Genomic DNA, 19555 nt, shown 5'->3' with positions numbered 1-19555 from the left:
AAAAAGACTAAAAAGAAATTTTAATATTCTTTTTTAGAATATACGAAGGCGGGCTGGGCTGAGCACAAAGACCTGAAGGCTGGTTTGGGCGGGTTGGACTTGCAGATTTGGCACCGGCAGACTGCCTGGTAGCCTGAAATAAAACACCGGAAGAGCCTGACGGCAGCTTCCAGTATCGTGATTCGCGTTTGGGGTGTTTCAGTGTTTAGTGGACGCGTTGTATAGGGGCTGTACCCGCGGAATAGTTGCCCGCAGGGTTTCTATACGTCCACTATTTGAGGGGTGGGTGCTGAGGAATTCAGGCGGTGCGCCCTGGGATGCGGCGGCCATCTTCTGCCAGAGGCTGACCGCAGCCTCTGGCGCATAGCCGGCACGCGCGGCAAGCTCCATTCCGATCAGGTCTGCTTCTGTTTCATTGGATCGGCTATTGGGCAGCATCAGGCCGTACTGAACGGCCGCATCGGCTACCTGCATACTGCCTTCCCCTAGACCCAATAAGGCACCTGCTATCTGGGTACCCATCTGGGATGTATAGGCTCTGGAAATGGCCTCGCGTCCGTGTTCGCGCAGAGCGTGGGCGATTTCGTGTCCCATGATCTGGGCGATTTCAGCATCCGACAGCTTGAGCTGGGTGATAATGCCGCTGTAGAACAGGATCTTGCCACCCGGGGCAGCGCTGGCATTTATCTGATCGCTCTTGATCAGATTGACTTCCCATTTCCAGTTGCTTGCTTCGGGTCGAAAGTAACTGACCTGGGGAATCAGGTGACCGGAGATCCGGCGCAAGCGGTTGAGCATGGCCTTGTCGGTGTTCAGTACACCCTTGGAGCGGGCTTCAGCCAGCTGTTTGGCGTATGATTGCGCAGCCATTTGATCCACCTCCGCGCTCGAGAGTCCGCCGAACATGTACTGTTTACGATCCACGCCGACTGCACCTCCCTGAGTTGTCTGCACAGCCTGGCAACCGGTCAAGAACAGCAGTGGCAGTAAAATCAGTATGAGACGACTACGCATTTCGGGATAATCCTTGGTGTTGGGGCGTCCTGGATGGATCGCCATAATCGGTTTGCATACGGCTCAGTGTGCATTACCTTGAGACTCGCCAAACGACTAAAACGTTCAGTCGATCAAAAATGATAATGAAGATTTGTATCAGTCCGCCGATACGACACTATAGGATTTATCTAGCCGGAGTAGAGAATGCAATTCAAATCCATCCAGTCTGCCATTGTCGTGCTTGCAGGGGCCTGTCTGTTTGTAGCCGTGGGATTGGTGACACTGTATAGCATCAGTTCGGCGGATCGCAGTCAGCGTTTTGTGCATGATAGCAGTCGGGCGCTGATCGAACGCCAAGTAGAGGAGCGATTGACTGCTGTTGCTGCGGCTCAGAGCCAACGTATACGCAGACGGTTGAGCGATCCGTTTATAGTGGCGGGTCAATTGGCTGAGCTCAACCGCCTGTTGGGCGGGCTGGAAGGAGATGGTTTGCCGACGCTGATGATGAGTCGTGAGGAAATGGTGCGGGTACTGCGCAACTCATTAGAGCAGAACTCGGATCTGTTGGGTGTTTATGTTGGTTGGGAGCCCAACGCCTTCGATGACCTTGATCAATATTTTGAGGGTGTCAAGACCGATGGTTATGACGGCACCGGGCGCTTTATGCCCTGGTGGTTTCGGAATGCACAGGGGGAAATAGAGCTGGCTCCGTTGGCTGATCTGGAAAGCGAAACGGTGACCTCCACCGGTGTGCGCCAAGGTGAGTATTATCTGTGTCCGCGTGACAGCCTGAAACCCTGTGTAACTGATCCTGCACCCTATGATCTGGGCGGTACTCAGGTAATGCTTTCCTCGTTCACGGTACCCATAGTATCGGAGGATGAGTTCCGCGGTATTGTCGGTGTGGATCTGTCGTTGGATTTCATCCAGCAGGCGCTTAAAGAGAGTAATGCAACGCTGTTTGACGGCAGCGGCGAACAGGCCCTGGTGAGTTCTAATGGCCGCCTGGTCGCATTTACGGGTGAGGGCGCCCAGCCGGGTGATGCGGCAGATCGTGTACTGGATGCGGGTGAGCTTGCGCACCTGGCCGCCTTGGGCGATAAGCTGGTTTACACCTTGGACGAGGCGAGCGGCGTTATACAGTTGGTTATGCCGATTCCGATAGGCGACACCGGTACGCGCTGGATGTTGTTGATTACGCTTCCCCTGGATGTCGTGATGAGCGACGTTACCGCCCTGGGCGACGAGCTTGACGCGCGTCAGGCAAAGGATGCGTTGACGTTGATCGGTATTGGTGTAGTGATCGCCCTGGCTGGTCTGGTAATCATGGTGCTGCTGGGTTTGAGTCTGTCTCGCCCTGCCCGACGCCTGGTTGCCATGCTCGATGATATTGCCCAAGGTGACGGTGATTTGACCAAACGACTGGTCGTGGATCGCGGCGACGAGCTCGGGGCTGTAGCCAAGGGTTTCAATAGCTTTTTGGACAAGTTGCAGGCGATGATTCGTGAGGTAGTGGCCTCGGTTGCACAGGTGACGGATGCCTCCGAGAACACCGCAGATATAGCCATGCGCACCAACGATGGCATCCAGCGGCAGCTGAGCGAGATCGATCAGGTGGCAACAGCGGTGACCGAAATGACCGCTACTGCCCAGGACGTTGCGCGCAACGCCGCCCAGGCGGCCGAAGCGGCTCGCAATGCCGATGGCTCGGCGAGTCATGGTCGAGACGTGGTCAAGGCCAGCGCCGCGGCAACACTGAGCTTGGCCGAGGACATAAACAAGGCGGTTGCCAGTGTGCAATCGCTGGCGCGCGATAGTGAAAACATTACCGGTATTCTGGCCACGATTCGCGGCATAGCAGAGCAAACCAATCTACTGGCGTTGAATGCGGCTATTGAGGCGGCCCGCGCCGGCGAGCAGGGCCGCGGTTTTGCCGTGGTGGCTGACGAGGTGCGTAATCTGGCGCAGAAGACGCAGACCTCGACCGAAGAAATTCAAGCCATGATCGAGCAGTTGCAAAAAGGCACCCGCGATACGGTCAAGGTTATGGAGCAGAGTCGGACTCGAACTGAGGAAAGTGTGTTGCAGTCAGAAGAGGCTGATGCTGCGCTGACATCGATTACCCAGGCGGTGTCTGTTATCACCGAGATGAACACGCAGATTGCCAGTGCCGCTGAAGAGCAGAGTGCGGTAGCCGAAGACGTCAATCGCAATGTGGCCACTATCGATCAGGTCGCCAAAGCTGTCGCTGGTGGTGCTCAGGAGGCGTCAGAAGCCAGTGCCGGGTTGACCCGGCTGGCCGAACAACAGCGGCGTCTGATCAACCAGTTCAAGGTCTGATCAGTCCAGCGCCGGGTCAAGAGTAACTGCTCGGCCGCTGGGTGCGCAGCATTGGGCACCCAGAGTGGTCGGGCTGCTCATTGTCGGGCTGACCGGATGCATCATCGTGATCAGGGAGGCCGCATTGAGCAGTAATGGCTGCAGGCTGCTGACTGCGGTCGCTGACGCAAGCCAGATAGCCTGTTCAGCACTGTTGAGCATGACCGGCATGCGCGGCGACAGACGTGCGGGCAAGCCTTTTGCTGGAGCGGTTATCAGGGCGCAGCTATCCCAGAAACTCCCGTCCTCCAGACTGTAGCGTTCCCATAATCCCGCCAATGTGAGCCCACCCTGGTGGCGGCGCAGATACCAGGGTTGCTTGCGCGTGCCCTGGGCGTGCCAACTGAAAAACCCGTCCACCGGAATGATGCAGCGGCGCTGTGCCAGCGCCTGTCCGAACATGGGCTTTTCATGCAGATATTCGGCTTGGGCGCTGAAGGCTGCGCGATCAAGCTGGCGCAGCCAGGTCGGCGTAAGATTCCACAGGACGCTGGTACATTCGACCTTGCCTGCAAGTTTGCGCAGTATAAGCACTCGTTGCCCGGGCGCGAGGTTCCATTGTGGCCTCCAATCGACAGGCACATCCTTGGCTGGCGGGGAAAACTGCGCGAGCCGTCCGCTCACAAATCGTCCATTTCCGGCATGATCGGCGTTGCCTGCTGCCAATCGCTGATCAGCTCCCGCGCGAGGCCCAGATCCTGTGCAGACACCCACAGACCGAGAAGGTCGGCAGCGGGGAGTTCGCCGATGCCGCCCTGGAGATACTCACCACTGACGTAGCAATTGACGTGACTGTCGGCAAGAATCTGGCGCAGTAGCTGCGCTTCAGACATGTCCTGAGGTCGATAGGCGCAGAGCATATTCAGTCCTGCTCCCGGCGCAGGTCGACCTGGTAGTCGTCGTTGGCTTCATCAATCCATAGACTGACGAGGATGGGTTGGCAGCAGACCTGGCAATCCTCCACATAGGTTTGCGAGCCGCCGGTCAGGTCTAGCAGGAGGCTGATGGGTTCGTCACAGTGAGGACACTGAACGGCGGCTTCTTCGATCGCCTGCATGGGGTTTACTCCGGCTGAGAATTCTCATTGCAGTGTAGCCCTATCGTCATTCTGGCGAAACCGGCCGTCGGGCCGCATAATACTCGGCTGTACCTAGCTTAAATGAGGATTACATGGTTGAGTTCGACGCGATAAGACCTTACAACGATGCCGAGGTACCGGCGGTGCTTCGCCGCCTGATACAGGATCAGGAGCTGCTAAGCATCCTAGCCGGTTATCACTTCGCGCGGTTGAATCGCTGGATGCCGGGGCTGGTTAAACGTTTGGTGAGCGCAGGATTGCGTCGCGAAGCGCGACAGATCAATAGCGTGGAGGGATTTCAGCAGCGTGTCGAACCCTATCTGGATCGTCTGATCGAGCGCAGCGTCGCCGATGTCACCTACAGCGGGCTTGATCGTCTGTCCACGGATAAGTCCTACCTGTTTCTGGCCAACCACCGGGATATCGTGATGGACCCGGCCTTCGTCAACTATGCCCTCTATCACGCTGGCTATCCCACCCCGCGTATCGCTATTGGCGACAATTTGCTGCAACGCCCCTTTGTCAGTGATTTGATGCGCTTGAACAAGAGTTTTATTGTTCATCGCTCAGTGACCGTGCGCCGGGAAAAGCTCCAGGTCTATCAAACCTTGTCGGCATATATCAGTCATTCGATCACCACTGGACACTCGATCTGGATAGCTCAGGCCGAGGGACGCGCAAAAGATGGCAAGGATGAGACCGATACGGCAATCGTCAAAATGTTATGCATGAGTCGCAAGGGTGAGGGTTTTGCGGACATCATCCGCAGCCTGAATATCGTGCCGGTATCTATAGCCTACGAATGGGACCCCTGCGATCACAGGAAGGCCAGAGAGCTGGAGCAGCGCGCCCGTACCGGTACTTATGTGAAAGAGCCCGGGGAGGACGACCGTTCGATTGCCAAAGGCTTGACAGGGTACAAGGGGCACGTACACGTTGCTTTCGGAGAGCCCTTGACGGGGGATTTTCCTGATGCCAAGGCCGTTGCGCGGGAAGCAGACCGCCAGATACTTCTGAACTACAGGCTCCAGCCGAGTAACTACCTAGCCGTCGAGCAACTCAGCCACGCGCAAGCCTGTCTAGCTGGCAGCGCCATTATTGAGAACTGGCGCTCCAGATTCGAGCCCGGACAGCTTGTAGCAGAGCAGGCGCGTTTCGATCAGCGTCTGGGTGATTGCCCTGCGGCTGAACGTGACAGCTGGCTGCTGCAATACGCAAATCCGGTTGTCAGTGTGGCGGCCAGTGCGGCGCTCTCATACGAGGGTGCTGAGCAGGCTTAACAGCACAGCCAAAGCGAGGCAGCCCAGGCCGATACGGCTAAACATACGATAGACGTGGCAGCCTGGCACTGCGTCTTGCGTATCGAGGCTGCCCATTCCTCCTGCCGTTATCTGTGACCTTCCTTGCCCTGATTGCCATTGGGCGGCAAAAACTAACCAGCTGCCGGACAGGGCATAAAATAGGGCCAAGCCATTTACTACCAGCGCTGGTTGGTTGAGACAATACAGCCAGACTGTCTGAAACAGGGACATACGAAAAACCTCCGGACATGATGTTCGGCAACCTACCCGGAGTTGTTATTGTGCTGGCTTGGCTACATCGAAACGCTGATACTTACCGAGTCGCCGCAAAGCGAGTGGCCTGATAAAAACCGCCATGAGTATACCGCGCCGAGCTGCTTATTTCGATATTTGGACGTGCCAAATCGATTACGCGCTGTGTTTGCCCCGGCTACCAACTTTGGCCGCGCCGCAATATTAGGGATCTTGCGGCGCCCAACGACCACCTTCAATCTTTTTCGGAGTACCCAATGACTAGACAGTTTGGATTGGCTTTTATACTTGGTAGTGTGCTCGCACTGGCTGGTTGTGCTTCGTCACTGACGGGTGAGACCTACAGCCGTGAGGAGGCAAGAACACCGCAGATCGTCCGCACTGGCGTGGTGGAGTCTGTGCGACCGGTCAAGCTCGAAGGCACCAAAACAATTATCGGTCCGGCCGCCGGTGCAGTCATTGGTGGTGTTGCCGGCAGTGGCGTCGGCGGCGGCCGCGGTAGCGCTATTGCCGCCGTAGTTGGTGCATTGGCCGGGGGCATGGCTGGTGCTGCAGCAGAGGAAGGTATTACTCGCACCCAAGGCGTTGAAATCACTGTCCGCGAAGACGATGGCAGCATGCGTGCCTATGTGCAGGAGGCATCTCCTGACGTGACGTTTAATACGGGTGATCGGGTTCGGGTTCAGTCGATTAACGGTCGTTCGAGAGTCGTTAAATAGCGCGTAATAGGCAGTGATGGTTGTGGCAGGTGATCTTGGTTGCCCATCTGCCGCAGCCAACACCTCTTCGAATGCCAGGCTGCCAGATCATTTTAATTCAAAATGCTACGGGTCGTGCCATCAACCCTTCTTATTTATCCATTTCATTCAGCAGGTCAATGCGCTCAGGACATGCCGGTCTGACGACGTATTCCTGTGCGCACTAACTGTGTAGATTTTAGCTCAGATGACGCGGCAAAATGCTTTTTAGAATGTCCATTGCTGGCCTGAAGGGATCATTAGGATATGTTGTTCAGTCTGTTAGCTCTGACCTTTATCGGGCTTTTCGCCCCGTTTGTGTGGCGCTTTTCAAAGCGCCACACAGGCCTGTTGCTGGCCATTGTGCCCGCGGCATGCTTTGTCTGGTTTAGCTTGCAGATAACCGAGATCGCCGGCGGCGGCGTGCTGTTTGAAAGTGTTGCCTGGGTGCCTATGCTGGATGTCGCGTTAGGGTTGCGCCTGGACGGACTGGCTCTGGTCTTTGCGTTGCTGATCACCGGCATTGGCGCCCTTATCGTTGTGTATTCCGGTGTCTACTTGCACGGCCATCCTCAGCTTGGCCGATTTTATGCGTATCTACTGATTTTCATGATGGCCATGCTTGGACTGGTGCTGGCTGACAATTTAATTGCGATGTTCGTGTTCTGGGAGCTGACCAGCGTCGCGAGTTATCTGCTGATCAGTTTCAATCATGAAAAGCCTGAGTCACGCCGGGCAGCTCTGCAAGCGCTATTGATCACCGGCGGGGGTGGCTTGGCGCTGCTGGCCGGACTGGTGCTGTTGGGCATTGCGGCGGATACCTGGCAGTTTTCTCAGTTGCAGGCAGAGCTGGTGCAGGCGCATGCGTTATTTCCGGCCATCATGGTGTTGGTGTTGATTGGCTGCTTTACCAAGTCCGCGCAGTTCCCTTTTCACCTCTGGTTGCCCAATGCGATGAATGCGCCCACGCCGGTATCGGCGTATCTGCATTCGGCGACCATGGTCAAGGCCGGTATTTATCTGCTAGCCCGTCTTAATCCGACCTTGGGAGGAGGGGTCGGCTGGAGTACGGTGCTGATTACACTGGGAGCGCTTACCGCGTTGCTGGGGGCTGTTCTGGCCATTCGCCAATATGATCTCAAACGCATGCTGGCCTACACCACGGTGACCGTTCTTGGCCAACTGACCATGCTCATAGGCACCAATACCAGCTATGGTCTGCAGGCTTTCGTGCTTTACCTGGTGGCGCACTCGTTTTACAAGGGCGCGTTGTTCATGGCCGTGGGTGCAATTGATCATTCGACCGGTACTCGAGACATCCGTCGGCTTGGCGGGCTGTTCTCGCTCATGCCGCTCACCGGCATTGCCGTGGGACTGGCGGCTTTCTCCAATGCGGGATTGCCGCCGTTTTTCGGTTTTATCGCCAAGGAATTCAAGTACGCAGGTCTGATCGAAATGGGCACCATTGGCTGGACGGTGACGCTGGTCATGATCCTGACCAATGCCCTGCTGGTGGCCGCCGCCGGGATGATTTTCTTTAAAACATTCTTTGGCGCTCGCGGCACCTGGGATAGGCAGGCGCACGAAGTCAGCCCCTTTATGTGGGCAGGTCCTCTTTTATTGGCGCTCGGTGGTTTCGGTCTGGGTGCATGGAATCAGTGGCCGGAAACCTGGTTGGTCAATACGGCCGTGCAAGCGGTGGCTAGTGGTGAGGTGGATGTGAGTCTGTATCTGTGGGGTGGTATTACCCCTGCGGTTCTGGCGAGCGTCCTGACCCTGGGGCTGGGCACCCTGTTCTACTTCAACGTTAGCGCGGTACGTAGCCTGGCCAATCGTCTGGACAGTGTCTGGGTGTTCAGTGGGGATCTGCTGTGGGATAAGTTGCTCAAACGCCTGTTTCAGTTCGCGAGTGCAGTGGCTGGGTTGTTCCAGCATGGCTCGTTACGCTTGCACATGGCGCTGATGACGTTAGTTGTAAGTCTCAGTGTACTGGGCGGTCTGTTGTTGATGAACGCCCAGCCCTTTGTGGGTCACGGATTATCCGAGGTGACGTTATCGGGCGTTATTGGCTGCCTGCTGGCGTTAGGCGGCGCAGCCGGAGCCGCTTTCATGGCGGGGCGCCTGGCATTAGTGGCTTCACTGGGGGCCAGCGGCCTGGGCCTGGCGTTGTTTTTTGTCTCGATCAATGCACCGGACGTGGCCTTGACGCAGTTAATGGTAGAGACCTTGACCGTGGTTTTTCTGGCCATGGTGCTGCGGCGTATGCCAATGGTGCCTGCCACGGGTGGCGCAGGTATTGGCGTGAATGTCTGGCACGCCGGCGTGGCCATGCTCTTTGGTCTGGCTGTCAGCCTGTTGATCATGACGGCGGTCAGCCAACCACTGCCCGGTGATCTGGCTGACTGGTTTCTGGCCAACAGTCTGCCGGGCGGTTACGGCAGTAACGTGGTCAACGTGATTCTGGTGGATTTTCGTGCGGTCGATACCCTGGGCGAAATTCTGGTTGTGGCGATTGCTGCGCTGGCCGCCTCGACGCTGTTAGGGGCCGGGCAACTGCTGGACGAGAAGCCGCGGGGTTTGCCCGAGTTCGGTTCAATGATGCTGCGCCAGGGCATGCGGCCGCTAGCCACTATTTTGCTGGTCGTGTCCCTAGCGATTCTCTGGCGCGGTCACAATTTACCCGGGGGCGGCTTTATTGGCGGCCTGGTGGCAGCGACCGGATTCACCCTGATGGTGTTGACGTTTGGGCGGGGGATTCAGCGCGGCCTGGCGCGCATCGCGCCGCCGACCATTATCGGGTTGGGCCTGGCTTGCGCAGTGGGCGCCGGGCTATTTGGACTGGTATCACAGGTGCCATTTATGACCGGCTTCTGGATTGAGCCGTTCGGGGTGAAGTTGGGTACGCCCTTATTATTTGATGTGGGGGTCTTTTTGACTGTGTTCGGGTCGGTGATGCATATGGTGCGTAATCTGGTCGGGAGGACTGCCTGATGGAATGGTTGGGTGCTATTACTGCTGGCATCATGGCCGCACTGGGTGTGTGGATGATGCTGGACCGTCACTTGATGCGGGTGGTACTGGGTATCGCCGTGCTGGGTAATGCCATCAACCTAGGGGTGCTGACCGCAGGTCGGTTCTCGGGCACTGAAGCGGCCTTCACTTTCGCCGGCCAGACGGGTCTGGACGCAGCCAATCCCTTGCCTCAAGCATTGGTCTTGACCGCCATTGTCATTGGCTTTGCCCTGTTCGTGTTTGCTCTTGCGGTACTCAAACGGACCCATGAGCTGCACGGCGACAAGGACACTGACCGCGTCAGCCAGGTAACCGAGCAACCCGCCCCGGACGACGCTGAAGAGCCGGTGCAACGGCCGACCGGTCAGGGTAAGGCATGAACACGCTTATCGTCCTGCCGATTCTTGTTCCACTCACCACGCTGCTTCTGGCTCTGCTGGTCAAGCGCCATCACGCCTGGGTTACAGCCCTCAGCCTGGTGGGTGCTGTGCTCCTGCTGCTCACCGGTCTCTATCTGGTAATGCTGGCTGCTCAGGGCACGGTGTTGACCGCTCAGATGGGCGGCTGGGCTGCCCCTTATGGCATCAGCTTGGTAATTGACCGGTTGTCAGCGGTGATGGTTGCCATTACCGGGATTATCGGCTTTGCTACTCTGGTTTACTGTTTGCGCCAGCCGATACCAGCAGATTTTCTGCGCGACACACATCTGTTTGTGCACGGCCTGCTTGCCGGTATTTGTGGGGCATTCATCACCGCAGATATATTCAATTTGTATGTCTGGTTTGAAGTGCTACTGATTGGCTCTTTCGCGCTGATTGCTCTAGGTGGAGGAGAGCGGAGGCTATCGGGTGCCATGACCTATCTTGTGCTGAATATGCTGGCCACGCTGCTGTTCCTGCTCGCTGCGGGCTTAGTCTACGGGGCTACCGGTACCCTGAACATGGGCGAGCTGGCCCTGCTTTTTCGCGCCGAAGAGGCCAGTGATGGCGCCTGGCTGGGCGTTATTCTGATGCTGCTTTCCTTTTCCATCAAGGCAGCCTTGTTCCCGCTGTTTGGGTGGCTGCCGGCCAGTTATCACATAGCCTGGACGCCAGTTTCTGCACTCTTTGCCGGCCTACTGACGAAAGTCGGGGTATATGCCCTGATTCGTCTGGTCACGCTGCTCTGGCCGGAGCCTGGTGTAGTCCATTCCGTCCTGCTGTGGGTGGCTTGCGCGACCATGATTATCGGGGTGTTGGGCGCCGCTGCGCAGACTGAGGTGCGGCGTATATTGTCTTTCCATATTGTTAGTCAGGTCGGTTACATGGTGCTGGGTCTGGCGTTGGCGACGCCCTTGGCACTGGCCGGTGCGGTGTTCTATTTGATCCACCATATTGTGGTCAAGGCCAACCTGTTCTTCGTCGGCGGTATTGCCGCGCGACTCACTGGGTCCGAGCGGCTGGCCGCAATGGGCGGGCTCTATGCGCGTGCGCCGCTGCTGGCAATTCTGTTTGCCATTCCGGCGCTGTCACTGGCAGGTATACCCCCGTTATCAGGCTTCTGGGCCAAGTTCGTCCTGGTCAAGGCGAGTCTGGATGCCGGGGTATGGATTGCTGCGTTTTTCATTCTGTTTACCGGCGTGTTCACCTTGCTGTCGATGAGCAAGATATGGAATGAGAGTTTTCTCAAGGCGCATCCGCAACCGGAACTGCTCGGGGCAGCGGGCAATGGTCCTCGCGGCGCTTGGATCTCGGTCAGCGTTCTGGCGGTGATTACTGTGGCGATCGGTCTGGGAGCGGGGCCGGTGATGGAGTATGCCATGGCAGCCTCTGAGCAGTTGATTGAGGCGCCGGCTTATCTGCAACTGCTGAACGGAAGGAGCCAATGATGGTGTACTTGCATGTGCTGCTGGCCACGCTACTGGCCACGCTACTGGCCACTGCGCTGGCGGTTCTTAGCCCCCTGTATTGGCTGGCTGCATTCGCTGCGCTGTACCCGTTGTTCAGGCTCTTTGGGCTGTTCCATCGCGCCAGCCGCCTGTACGCGTTGCGTATCGAAGCCGGGCTGATATTTGTACCCTGGTTTACCTGGCAGGTTTTTAGCGCCTCGTTTGGTGTCGCAAAAATTGTTCTGAGTCCGCGCTATCAGATTGAATCGGCGGTGGTTCGGGTTCCGCTCCACACCCGCGATAAACGTTTGATTACGCTGCTCGGCTGCCTGCTGACGCTGACTCCGGGTACGCTGGCACTGGACTTCCGCTCACGCACCGGAGACATGTATGTGCATGTACTGGATACGCGCTCGGTCGAGTCGGTCGTCAAGGCTATAGGCGATATCGAGCGGCGCCTGATGCGTTGGGTCCAACCGTTGGGAGGTGGAGAATGAATGTTGCACTGGCGGGTGCGTCCTGGGTTCTGCCGCTGACTGGCGGCATACTGATGATCAGTATCTGCGTAATAATGGGACGTCTGTTGCTGGGGCCGAGCAGGCCAGACCGCGCAGTGGCGGTGGATGCCCTGACCATGATCGGTGTGGCCGGGGTCGCAGTACTGGCGATGATGCGCGAGCAGGCCGTGCTGCTGGATGTCGCCATTGTACTGGCGATCGTCAGTTTTCTTGGCAGCGTTGCCTTTGCACTCCTGTTCAAGGGAACGCACAGTAGCGACAACCCCCATGGACAATTGTCCCACGGTTCGCGGGATCGGGTGCTAAAGGACTCTTTGCCGCGGGAGGGTTCGACGATAGATGAACAGAGCCTGGAAGTGAAACATGACTGACATTGTCGCGATAGCGGGCTCGGTATTTGTATTATCAGGAGCGCTTTTTACTCTGCTTGGCGCGCTCGGCGTCTGGCGCCTGCCTGACGCCTACACACGCATGCACTCTGCCAGCAAAGCAGGGGCTTTGGGCGCGATCCTGATAATGGTCGGCGTACTGTTCGCTACCGCAGGAGCAGCATGGCCTGGCATCCTGCTGTCGATTGCCGTATTGCTGGTTACTGCGCCGATGGCAGCCCATGCGATTTCCCGTGCGGGATACATGGCCGGCGTGAAACCTGTGGTCGGGCCTTTGGGCGATGCCATGGAAGGCTCCGACAAGCGGGCCATGGATTCCCAGAAATAGGGCGTTCTCCTTTGATAGATAAACCGAATTCATGACAGTGCGAGGCTGTGTGTGGATAATGGGTGTCCTGCTCGGACCAAAGGTCCGCACTACAAGATGACAGAAGCCTGAAAGGCCAATGATGGAGTAAGTCCTGCATGACCCTGGCACTGATTGTACTGATGCCCCTGCTGGGCTGCCTGCTGCCCTTGCTGACGGTGCGCTATGGCCGCTCTTTGTGCGCGTCGGCAACCATGCTGGCCCCTGCGATTGGTCTTTTTCTACTGTGGCGGCTATCCGGAGATGTCTTTGCCGGCAAGGTATTGGTCCAGAGTTGGCCCTGGCTCAGTCAGATGGGCCTCAACCTGAGCTTCCGACTTGATGGTCTCGGTTTTCTCTTCGCGCTGTTGATTCAGGGTATTGGCCTTCTGGTCATTTTGTACGCCCGTTACTACCTCTCCAAAAATGATCCGATGGGTCGATTCTTTGCCTATTTGCTGCTCTTCATGTCAGCCATGCTTGGGGTAGTGCTGTCGGAAAACCTGCTGCTGATGATGTTTTTCTGGGAGCTTACTAGCCTGTCATCCTTCCTTCTGATTGGCTATTGGTCGCACTCCACCGATGCTCGCAAGGGTGCTCGCATGGCGCTGGCAGTCACTGGCGGTGGAGGCTTGGCGCTGCTTGCGGGCGTGTTGTTGCTCGGGCATGTAGTCGGTAGCTATGAGTTGTCAGCGGTGCTGGCGGCAGGGGATCTGATTCGTGCGCACAGTTTGTATCCGGTGATTCTTGTGCTGGTATTGCTGGGTGTATTTACTAAGTCGGCGCAGTTCCCATTCCACTTCTGGCTGCCCCACGCGATGGCCGCGCCGACCCCGGTGTCAGCCTATCTGCACTCGGCCACCATGGTGAAGGCGGGGGTCTTCCTGCTAGCCCGCCTGTATCCGGCCTTGTCGGATACCGATCTGTGGTTCTTTATGGTCAGTATTACCGGCATGATTACTATGCTGCTCGGCGCGGTTACCGCGCTGTTCAAGCACGATCTGAAAGAACTGCTGGCGTATTCGACGATCAGTCATCTGGGTTTGATTACTCTGCTGTTCGGCCTGGACAGCAAACTGGCAGCGGTTGCGGGTGTATTCCATATCATCAACCACGCCACCTTCAAGGCCTCGTTGTTTATGGCTGCCGGTATCATTGATCATGAAACCGGCACACGGGATATGCGCCGTATCAACGGCTTATGGCGCTTCATGCCGCACACCGCGACCCTGGCGATGGTGGCGGCCTCAGCCATGGCGGGTGTGCCTCTGCTCAATGGATTTTTGAGCAAGGAAATGTTTTTTACCGAGACCCTGCATCTGACTCAATTCGGCGATGTAAGTTGGATTATTCCGCTGGTCGCTACCCTCGCGGGGCTGTTTTCAGTTGCGTACTCGCTGCGCTTCATCCATGACGTTTTCTTTAATGGTAAGCCTTTCAATCTACCCAAGTATCCGCCCCATGAACCGCCTCGCTACATGAAGGTGCCGGTCGAGGTACTAGTGGCGCTCTGCCTGTTGGTCGGTCTGGCGCCTGCGTTTACGATTGCTGGCCTGCTGGCAGTGGCTGCGAGCGCAACAGTGGGCGGCGAGTTGCCCTATTACAGTCTGGCGATCTGGCATGGCCTGAACCTGCCTTTGATCATGAGCGTCGTTGCGCTGGTTGGTGGAGTAGTAGTCTATGCCCGGCGCCGTCGTCTTTTCGACTGGTACGATGGGCTGCCCGAGTTTGATGGGAACCGGGTGTTCGAGAAAGCGGTTCAGGGATTGGTTCGCGGCGCGGGGCAGTTCACTCTGTTGCTGGAAAACGCTTCACTGCAGCGCTACTTGGCCTGGATGTTGACCGCTGCTCTGGTGACCAGTGGTTTTTGGCTGCTGCGCTTGCCTCAGTTGCGCGGCGAAATGGCTTTGAGTGCAGTCGACGGAGTTACTCTGGTCGGTGCGCTGGCACTGATTGCTTCATCCCTGGCGACGGTCTATTGGCATCGGCACCGTCTGATTGCGTTGATCATGCTCAGTGTGGTCGGCCTGTTTGTCGCACTGACGTTTGCACGCTTCTCGGCACCGGATCTGGCGCTGACACAGTTATCAGTAGAGGTAGTGACCATTGTCCTGCTGATGCTCGCGCTGTTTTTTTTGCCGCGGCGCACACCAGCGGAATCATCAGGCCTGCGCCGGTGTCGCGACATCGGTCTCGCACTGCTCGCCGGACTGCTGGTTGCCGGGTTGGCGATTGCTGTCCTGACCCGACCGTATGAGACGATTGCCAGCTTCTTTCTGGCCAACAGCGTATCGGGCGGCGGCGGCACCAACGTGGTCAATGTGATTCTGGTCGATTTCCGTGGATTTGACACAATGGGCGAGGTGACCGTGCTGGCCATTGCCGGCATTGCGATCTATGCCCTTATCGATGGTTTGCGTCTGCAGATGCCCGAGACCGATGCCCAGGGTCGACCATGGGCAATCGACTCCCATCCGTTGATGCTGGTAAATCTGTCTCAGGTTATTTTGCCGCTGGCGCTGATGGTCTCGGTGTATATCTTTTTGCGCGGCCACAATCTGCCGGGCGGTGGCTTCATTGCCGGCCTGATAACCTCGGTTGCTATTATTCTGCAATATGTCGCCAGCGGTGTGCAGTGGACGCGCGCGCGTTGGCGCGTCGACTATCACCACCTGGCGGGGATCGGCGTCATCATCGCCGGTCTGACCGGTCTGGGTAGCCTGACATTCGGCTATCCCTTCCTGACCAGCACCTATGAGTACTTTGCCATTCCGCTGGTGGGCAAGGTGGAACTCGCTACCGCACTGCTATTTGATCTGGGGGTCTATCTCACCGTGGTTGGCGCAACGCTGATGATATTGACCAACGCCGGCAAATTGAACAGTGGACGCACCCTTGAGGAGATGAGCTGATGGAATTGCTTTATGCCCTGGTGCTGGGAGTACTGACCAGCTGCGCTGTCTATCTCCTGTTACGTGCCCGCACCTTCCCGGTCGTCGTGGGGCTGACACTGCTCAGTTATGCTGTGAATCTGTTTCTGTTTGCGATGGGACGGCTGGCTACCGGGTTGCCCGCGATCATCGGCAGCTCTCAGGAATACGCTGATCCCTTGCCTCAGGCATTGGTATTGACTGCGATTGTTATCGGATTCGCCATGACGGCTTATGTGCTGGTTCTGGCCCTGCGGGCCCAGGGTGAGCTCGAGAGTGACCATGTCGACGGCAAGGGAGACCGTTGATGAACCACTTGCCAATATTGCCGATTCTGTTGCCGATGTTCGCCGGTGCTCTGTTACTGCTCATGGCGCGCAGCAGCATGTCGCTCAAGCGTGGCCTGTCATTGCTAGCTACCCTGGCGCAATTGCCGCTGGCATTGATGTTGATCAGTCAGGCGGACAGCGCTACGACGGTATATGCTCTGGGTAACTGGGCACCGCCATTCGGAATCGTGCTGGTAGTGGATCGGCTGGCCGCCCTGATGCTAGGCGTCACTGCGGTGCTGGCTGCTTGCGTGATCCTCTATGCCTGCCGCGGTGACGATGGAATGGGTCGCAATTTCCACGCGATATTCCAGTTCCAATTGATGGGCATTACCGGTGCCTTTTTGACCGGCGATCTGTTCAATTTGTTCGTGTTCTTCGAGATCCTGCTGATCGCGTCCTATGCGTTACTCCTGCATGGCGCCGGCTCCGCCCGCGTGCGCGCCGGACTGCACTATGTCGTACTCAATCTATTTGGCTCTGCACTCTTTCTGATTGCTGTTGGTACCTTGTATGGTATTACCGGCACACTGAATATGGCCGATATGGCGCTCAGAGTAGCGGCGCTGTCACCTGCGGATGCGCCGCTGGCCGGTGCTGCTGGAATGTTGCTTTTGATTGTGTTCGGGCTCAAGTCAGCGATCTTCCCTTTGTACTTCTGGTTGCCCAAGGCCTATTCCTCGGCAACGGCACCTGTGGCGGCACTGTTTGCCATCATGACCAAGGTCGGTCTCTACTCGATTCTGCGGGTATATACGTTGATTTTCGGCGCAGAAGCCGGTGTGCTTGCTCATCTTGCAAGTGACTGGCTTTGGCCCGTTGCCCTGATCACTATTGCGCTTGGCACTATTGGTACGCTGGCCGCGGCCAGCCTGGGCGGACTGGTGTCCTATCTGATCGTGGTATCGGTGGGCACGCTGCTGGCGGGCTTTGCCATCGGAACCCAAGAGGCCATTGCCGCGAGTCTGTACTACCTGATTCATACCACATGGATCAGTGCGGCACTGTTTCTGATTGCAGGTATCATCAGCCGGCTCCGGGGGCCGCGTTTCGGATCTCGGCTGATTGCCGGGCCACAAATGGAGCATGGCACGCTGCTCAGCGGCCTGTTCTTTATCGCCGCAATCGCGGTCATCGGTATGCCACCGCTGTCGGGCTTTCTCGGCAAAGTCATGTTGCTGGTGTCTGCGGGTACTGGCACCCAGGCGGCATTGCTTTACCCGGCGCTGATGGGTAGCAGTCTTGTTGTGCTGGTGGCCATGAGCCGCGCCGGCACCACCCTGTTCTGGCGCTATGATGCGGTCCCTGCAGTGGTGGAGCCGCTGGACTGGGCGCGCCTGTTGGCGGCAATGGTGCTGCTGGCGGGTAGCCCGCTCATGGTGATCTTTGCCAGCCCGGTACTGGACTATCTGAATGCCGCAGCGGCGCAACTGCTTACCCCGGCAGACTACATCGAGCAGGTCATGTCGACGGTACCGGTAGTCAACGGAGGTCGGCCATGATGTCGCGCAGATCCGTTTTGCCTCACCCCTGGTTGAGCCTAGTGTTGTTATTGATTTGGCTACTGATCATGAACAGCTTTTCCGCCGGGACCTGGCTGCTTGGACTGTTCCTTGCCTGGGGTATTCCGCAGCTGACCAAGGTATTCTGGCCGGATCCGCCGGTTCTGCATCGGCCGTTGGTATTGTTGCGTTTTGCCCTGCGGGTATTGGTCGATATAGGCATTGCTAACATGGATGTGGCCAGACTGGTGCTGGGCCCTAATCGTAATCTGCGACCCGCCTTTATCGAGTATCCGCTTGAGTTGACCCATGACTTCGCGATCAGCATGTTGGCCAGTACCATTTCGTTGACGCCGGGGACGGTGTCCTCGGACATCAGTATTGATCGACGGATCCTGCTGATTCACGCGCTGGACGTGGACGATGAGCAAGTGCTGATCGAGACTATCAAACAGCGCTATGAACGCCCTCTGATGGAGGTATTTCAATGCTCCATAATGTAATTCTGCTTTGCCTGGGTATTATGTCGGCAGCGGTCATTCTGAATGTTATGCGCCTGCTCAAGGGTCCGAGCTTGCCGGATCGAATACTGGCGCTGGATACCCTTTACATCAATGCGATCGCGATCATCATGTTACTCGGGCTGTACTTGGACTCGGACCTGTTTTTCGAGGTGGCTTTGTTGATAGCGGTCATGGGTTTCGTTGGAACGGTTGCGATTGCCCAGCATCTGCTGCGGGGTGACATAATTGAGTGAAATTCTGAATATAGCGCTGCATAGGGAGCGGACATGCTAGAGGCCATACAGAGTGCCACTCTGGTCGAATGGATCGTCGCCGGGCTGATTGTCATTGGTAGCCTCTTCGCTTTGATCGGCTCAATTGGCTTGTGGAAACTGCCAGACTTCTTCATGCGTCTGCACGGCCCAACCAAGGCCACCACCTTGGGTGTGGGCGCCTTGGTGATAGGGTCGCTGATTTACTTCACTGCGCGAGACGAGGGGATCAGCCTGCATGAATTACTGATTACCCTCTTTTTGTTCATGACCGCTCCAGTCAGTGCTTACATGCTGGCCAAGGCTGCCATGCATGGTCGGCTGGATAAGCTCGACAGAACACGGGGTAAACCCTGGGAATAGCTGTTCAGTATGAGCAGCTTTCTGCGCAGCACTGCGTAAGGGATTGAGCATATTAATGTGATGCATGTCACGGTGCTGTATGTAAGGATCTTCGGCTAAGAGGTCACTGCCCCGCGGGCAATAAAAAGCCCCCGCCGGATATTGCCGTCGGGGGCTTTTTGTACTTCAGGTTGCCCGTGGGTGTTAACGGACAGTCTGGTTCGCCAGAGCAATGCGCGCTGGGGATGGGGTCAACAATATTTCGACTCTGCGATTCAGATCGCGACCTACTGAAGTGGAATTGTCTGCCATGGGTTTGTCTTCGCCCATGGTATGCAGACTCATCTGTTTGCTGCTGACGCCGCCCAGCATCAAGATGCTCGCAACAGCCTGGGCACGCTCCATGCTGAGCCGACGGTTGAGTTCCTGGTCACCATCACTGCTGCTGTGCCCGATGACGGCATACTGGCTGTCCAGATCGCCCTTGAGCGCGTTTGCCATCTTGCTGAGCGGCCCCAGACCGGCGGGTAGCAATAAGGTACGCTGCGGGTGAAAGGTGCCATCAACCGGAATGATCAACCGGATTCTTTCGCCTTCTCGCTTCACTTCATAGCCCTGTGCTTGCGCAACGGCGGTGATGCCGGCGATTCGAGGCTCGGCCCAGGACGGCGGAGCAACGACGACGGGCGCCTCGGGGGTGCTGGAGCAGGCGGCCAAGGCCAGTGATAATGTGACGGCGGAAAGCATCGTTAGTTTTTTCATAGTGCCCTGGGGATCATGCCTGAGATGTAATGGGTGGCTA

20 protein-coding genes are annotated in these 19555 nt (G+C 57.1%); 15 read left to right on the top strand and 5 right to left on the bottom strand.

The annotated features are described in order from the left end of the window. Nucleotides 1–198 precede the first annotated feature (198 nt). Complete coding sequence (locus ACJAXR_RS00970) at nt 199–1014, bottom strand: M48 family metallopeptidase (protein WP_415056385.1); 816 nt, start codon at nt 1012–1014, stop codon at nt 199–201. Nucleotides 1015–1200: 186 nt separating this feature from the next. Here ACJAXR_RS00970 and ACJAXR_RS00965 point away from each other — a divergent pair, with 186 nt between their 5' ends. Continuing rightward, on the top strand, nt 1201–3336 hold the full coding sequence (locus ACJAXR_RS00965; protein WP_415056384.1) for a methyl-accepting chemotaxis protein: 2136 nt from the start codon (nt 1201–1203) through the stop codon (nt 3334–3336). Here the strand turns inward: ACJAXR_RS00965 and ACJAXR_RS00960 are convergent, their stop codons facing one another. The 3 genes from ACJAXR_RS00960 to ACJAXR_RS00950 are packed head-to-tail and all read right to left on the bottom strand — an operon-like array spanning nt 3337 to nt 4432. Next, the gene (locus tag ACJAXR_RS00960; protein WP_415056383.1) at nt 3337–3999 is read right to left on the bottom strand and encodes an SOS response-associated peptidase; all 663 of its coding nucleotides are present in this window, start codon (nt 3997–3999) and stop codon (nt 3337–3339) included. Then, a complete protein-coding gene (locus ACJAXR_RS00955) occupies nt 3996–4235 on the bottom strand; it encodes a DUF2007 domain-containing protein (protein ID WP_415056382.1) in 240 nt (79 codons plus the stop codon). The genes ACJAXR_RS00960 and ACJAXR_RS00955 overlap by 4 nt, the downstream gene beginning before the upstream one ends. Before the next feature lie 2 nt (nt 4236–4237). Beyond that, nucleotides 4238–4432: a CPXCG motif-containing cysteine-rich protein gene (locus ACJAXR_RS00950; protein ID WP_415056381.1), complete on the bottom strand. Its 195-nt coding sequence runs from the start codon at nt 4430–4432 to the stop codon at nt 4238–4240. 113 nt (nt 4433–4545) lie between these two features. Here ACJAXR_RS00950 and ACJAXR_RS00945 point away from each other — a divergent pair, with 113 nt between their 5' ends. The 14 genes from ACJAXR_RS00945 to ACJAXR_RS00880 all read left to right on the top strand — a co-directional run bounded on the left by ACJAXR_RS00945 (nt 4546) and on the right by ACJAXR_RS00880 (nt 18774). Then, the gene (locus ACJAXR_RS00945; protein ID WP_415056380.1) at nt 4546–5733 is read left to right on the top strand and encodes a 1-acyl-sn-glycerol-3-phosphate acyltransferase; all 1188 of its coding nucleotides are present in this window, start codon (nt 4546–4548) and stop codon (nt 5731–5733) included. 530 nt (nt 5734–6263) lie between these two features. Then, complete coding sequence (locus ACJAXR_RS00940; protein WP_415056379.1) at nt 6264–6725, top strand: hypothetical protein; 462 nt, start codon at nt 6264–6266, stop codon at nt 6723–6725. Nucleotides 6726–7010: 285 nt separating this feature from the next. Then, nucleotides 7011–9734: a hydrogen gas-evolving membrane-bound hydrogenase subunit E gene (gene mbhE / locus ACJAXR_RS00935; RefSeq protein WP_415056378.1), complete on the top strand. Its 2724-nt coding sequence runs from the start codon at nt 7011–7013 to the stop codon at nt 9732–9734. After that, nucleotides 9734–10135, top strand: coding sequence for a sodium:proton antiporter (locus ACJAXR_RS00930; RefSeq protein ID WP_415056377.1), 402 nt, complete (start codon nt 9734–9736; stop codon nt 10133–10135). The genes mbhE and ACJAXR_RS00930 overlap by 1 nt, the downstream gene beginning before the upstream one ends. Then, nucleotides 10132–11622, top strand: a complete 1491-nt coding sequence (locus tag ACJAXR_RS00925; RefSeq protein ID WP_415056376.1) for a proton-conducting transporter membrane subunit — start codon at nt 10132–10134, stop codon at nt 11620–11622. Before ACJAXR_RS00930 ends, ACJAXR_RS00925 begins: the two co-directional genes overlap by 4 nt. Next, the gene (locus ACJAXR_RS00920) at nt 11622–12119 is read left to right on the top strand and encodes a Na+/H+ antiporter subunit E (protein WP_415056375.1); all 498 of its coding nucleotides are present in this window, start codon (nt 11622–11624) and stop codon (nt 12117–12119) included. The genes ACJAXR_RS00925 and ACJAXR_RS00920 overlap by 1 nt, the downstream gene beginning before the upstream one ends. Further along, nucleotides 12116–12511: a monovalent cation/H+ antiporter complex subunit F gene (locus tag ACJAXR_RS00915; protein ID WP_415056374.1), complete on the top strand. Its 396-nt coding sequence runs from the start codon at nt 12116–12118 to the stop codon at nt 12509–12511. Before ACJAXR_RS00920 ends, ACJAXR_RS00915 begins: the two co-directional genes overlap by 4 nt. Next, entirely contained in the window at nt 12504–12857 is a 354-nt protein-coding gene (gene mnhG, locus ACJAXR_RS00910; RefSeq protein ID WP_415056373.1) for a monovalent cation/H(+) antiporter subunit G, read from the top strand. Before ACJAXR_RS00915 ends, mnhG begins: the two co-directional genes overlap by 8 nt. A gap of 137 nt (nt 12858–12994) precedes the next feature. Further along, nucleotides 12995–15787 carry a monovalent cation/H+ antiporter subunit A gene (locus tag ACJAXR_RS00905; protein ID WP_415056372.1) on the top strand — a complete coding sequence of 931 codons (2793 nt, stop codon included), beginning with the start codon at nt 12995–12997 and terminating at the stop codon, nt 15785–15787. Beyond that, nucleotides 15787–16113, top strand: a complete 327-nt coding sequence (locus tag ACJAXR_RS00900; RefSeq protein WP_415056371.1) for a Na+/H+ antiporter subunit C — start codon at nt 15787–15789, stop codon at nt 16111–16113. Before ACJAXR_RS00905 ends, ACJAXR_RS00900 begins: the two co-directional genes overlap by 1 nt. Next, nucleotides 16113–17636, top strand: coding sequence for a monovalent cation/H+ antiporter subunit D (locus ACJAXR_RS00895; protein WP_415056370.1), 1524 nt, complete (start codon nt 16113–16115; stop codon nt 17634–17636). The genes ACJAXR_RS00900 and ACJAXR_RS00895 overlap by 1 nt, the downstream gene beginning before the upstream one ends. After that, nucleotides 17636–18139, top strand: a complete 504-nt coding sequence (locus ACJAXR_RS00890; protein WP_415056946.1) for a Na+/H+ antiporter subunit E — start codon at nt 17636–17638, stop codon at nt 18137–18139. Before ACJAXR_RS00895 ends, ACJAXR_RS00890 begins: the two co-directional genes overlap by 1 nt. Further along, a complete protein-coding gene (locus ACJAXR_RS00885; protein WP_415056369.1) occupies nt 18124–18393 on the top strand; it encodes a K+/H+ antiporter subunit F in 270 nt (89 codons plus the stop codon). Before ACJAXR_RS00890 ends, ACJAXR_RS00885 begins: the two co-directional genes overlap by 16 nt. A 33-nt stretch (nt 18394–18426) precedes the next feature. Continuing rightward, entirely contained in the window at nt 18427–18774 is a 348-nt protein-coding gene (locus ACJAXR_RS00880) for a Na+/H+ antiporter subunit G (RefSeq protein WP_415056368.1), read from the top strand. A 183-nt stretch (nt 18775–18957) separates the two neighbouring features. Here ACJAXR_RS00880 and ACJAXR_RS00875 read toward each other — a convergent pair whose 3' ends face one another. After that, nucleotides 18958–19515 (bottom strand): OmpA family protein, encoded by a 558-nt coding sequence (locus ACJAXR_RS00875; RefSeq protein ID WP_415056367.1) that lies wholly within the window; start codon nt 19513–19515, stop codon nt 18958–18960. Nucleotides 19516–19555 lie beyond the last annotated feature (40 nt).

Source organism: Halopseudomonas sp. (assembly GCF_047631575.1).
GTDB lineage: Bacteria > Pseudomonadota > Gammaproteobacteria > Pseudomonadales > Pseudomonadaceae > Halopseudomonas.
Note: the sequence above shows the minus strand (reverse complement) of the source record. Positions and strands in the feature narration are given on the sequence as shown.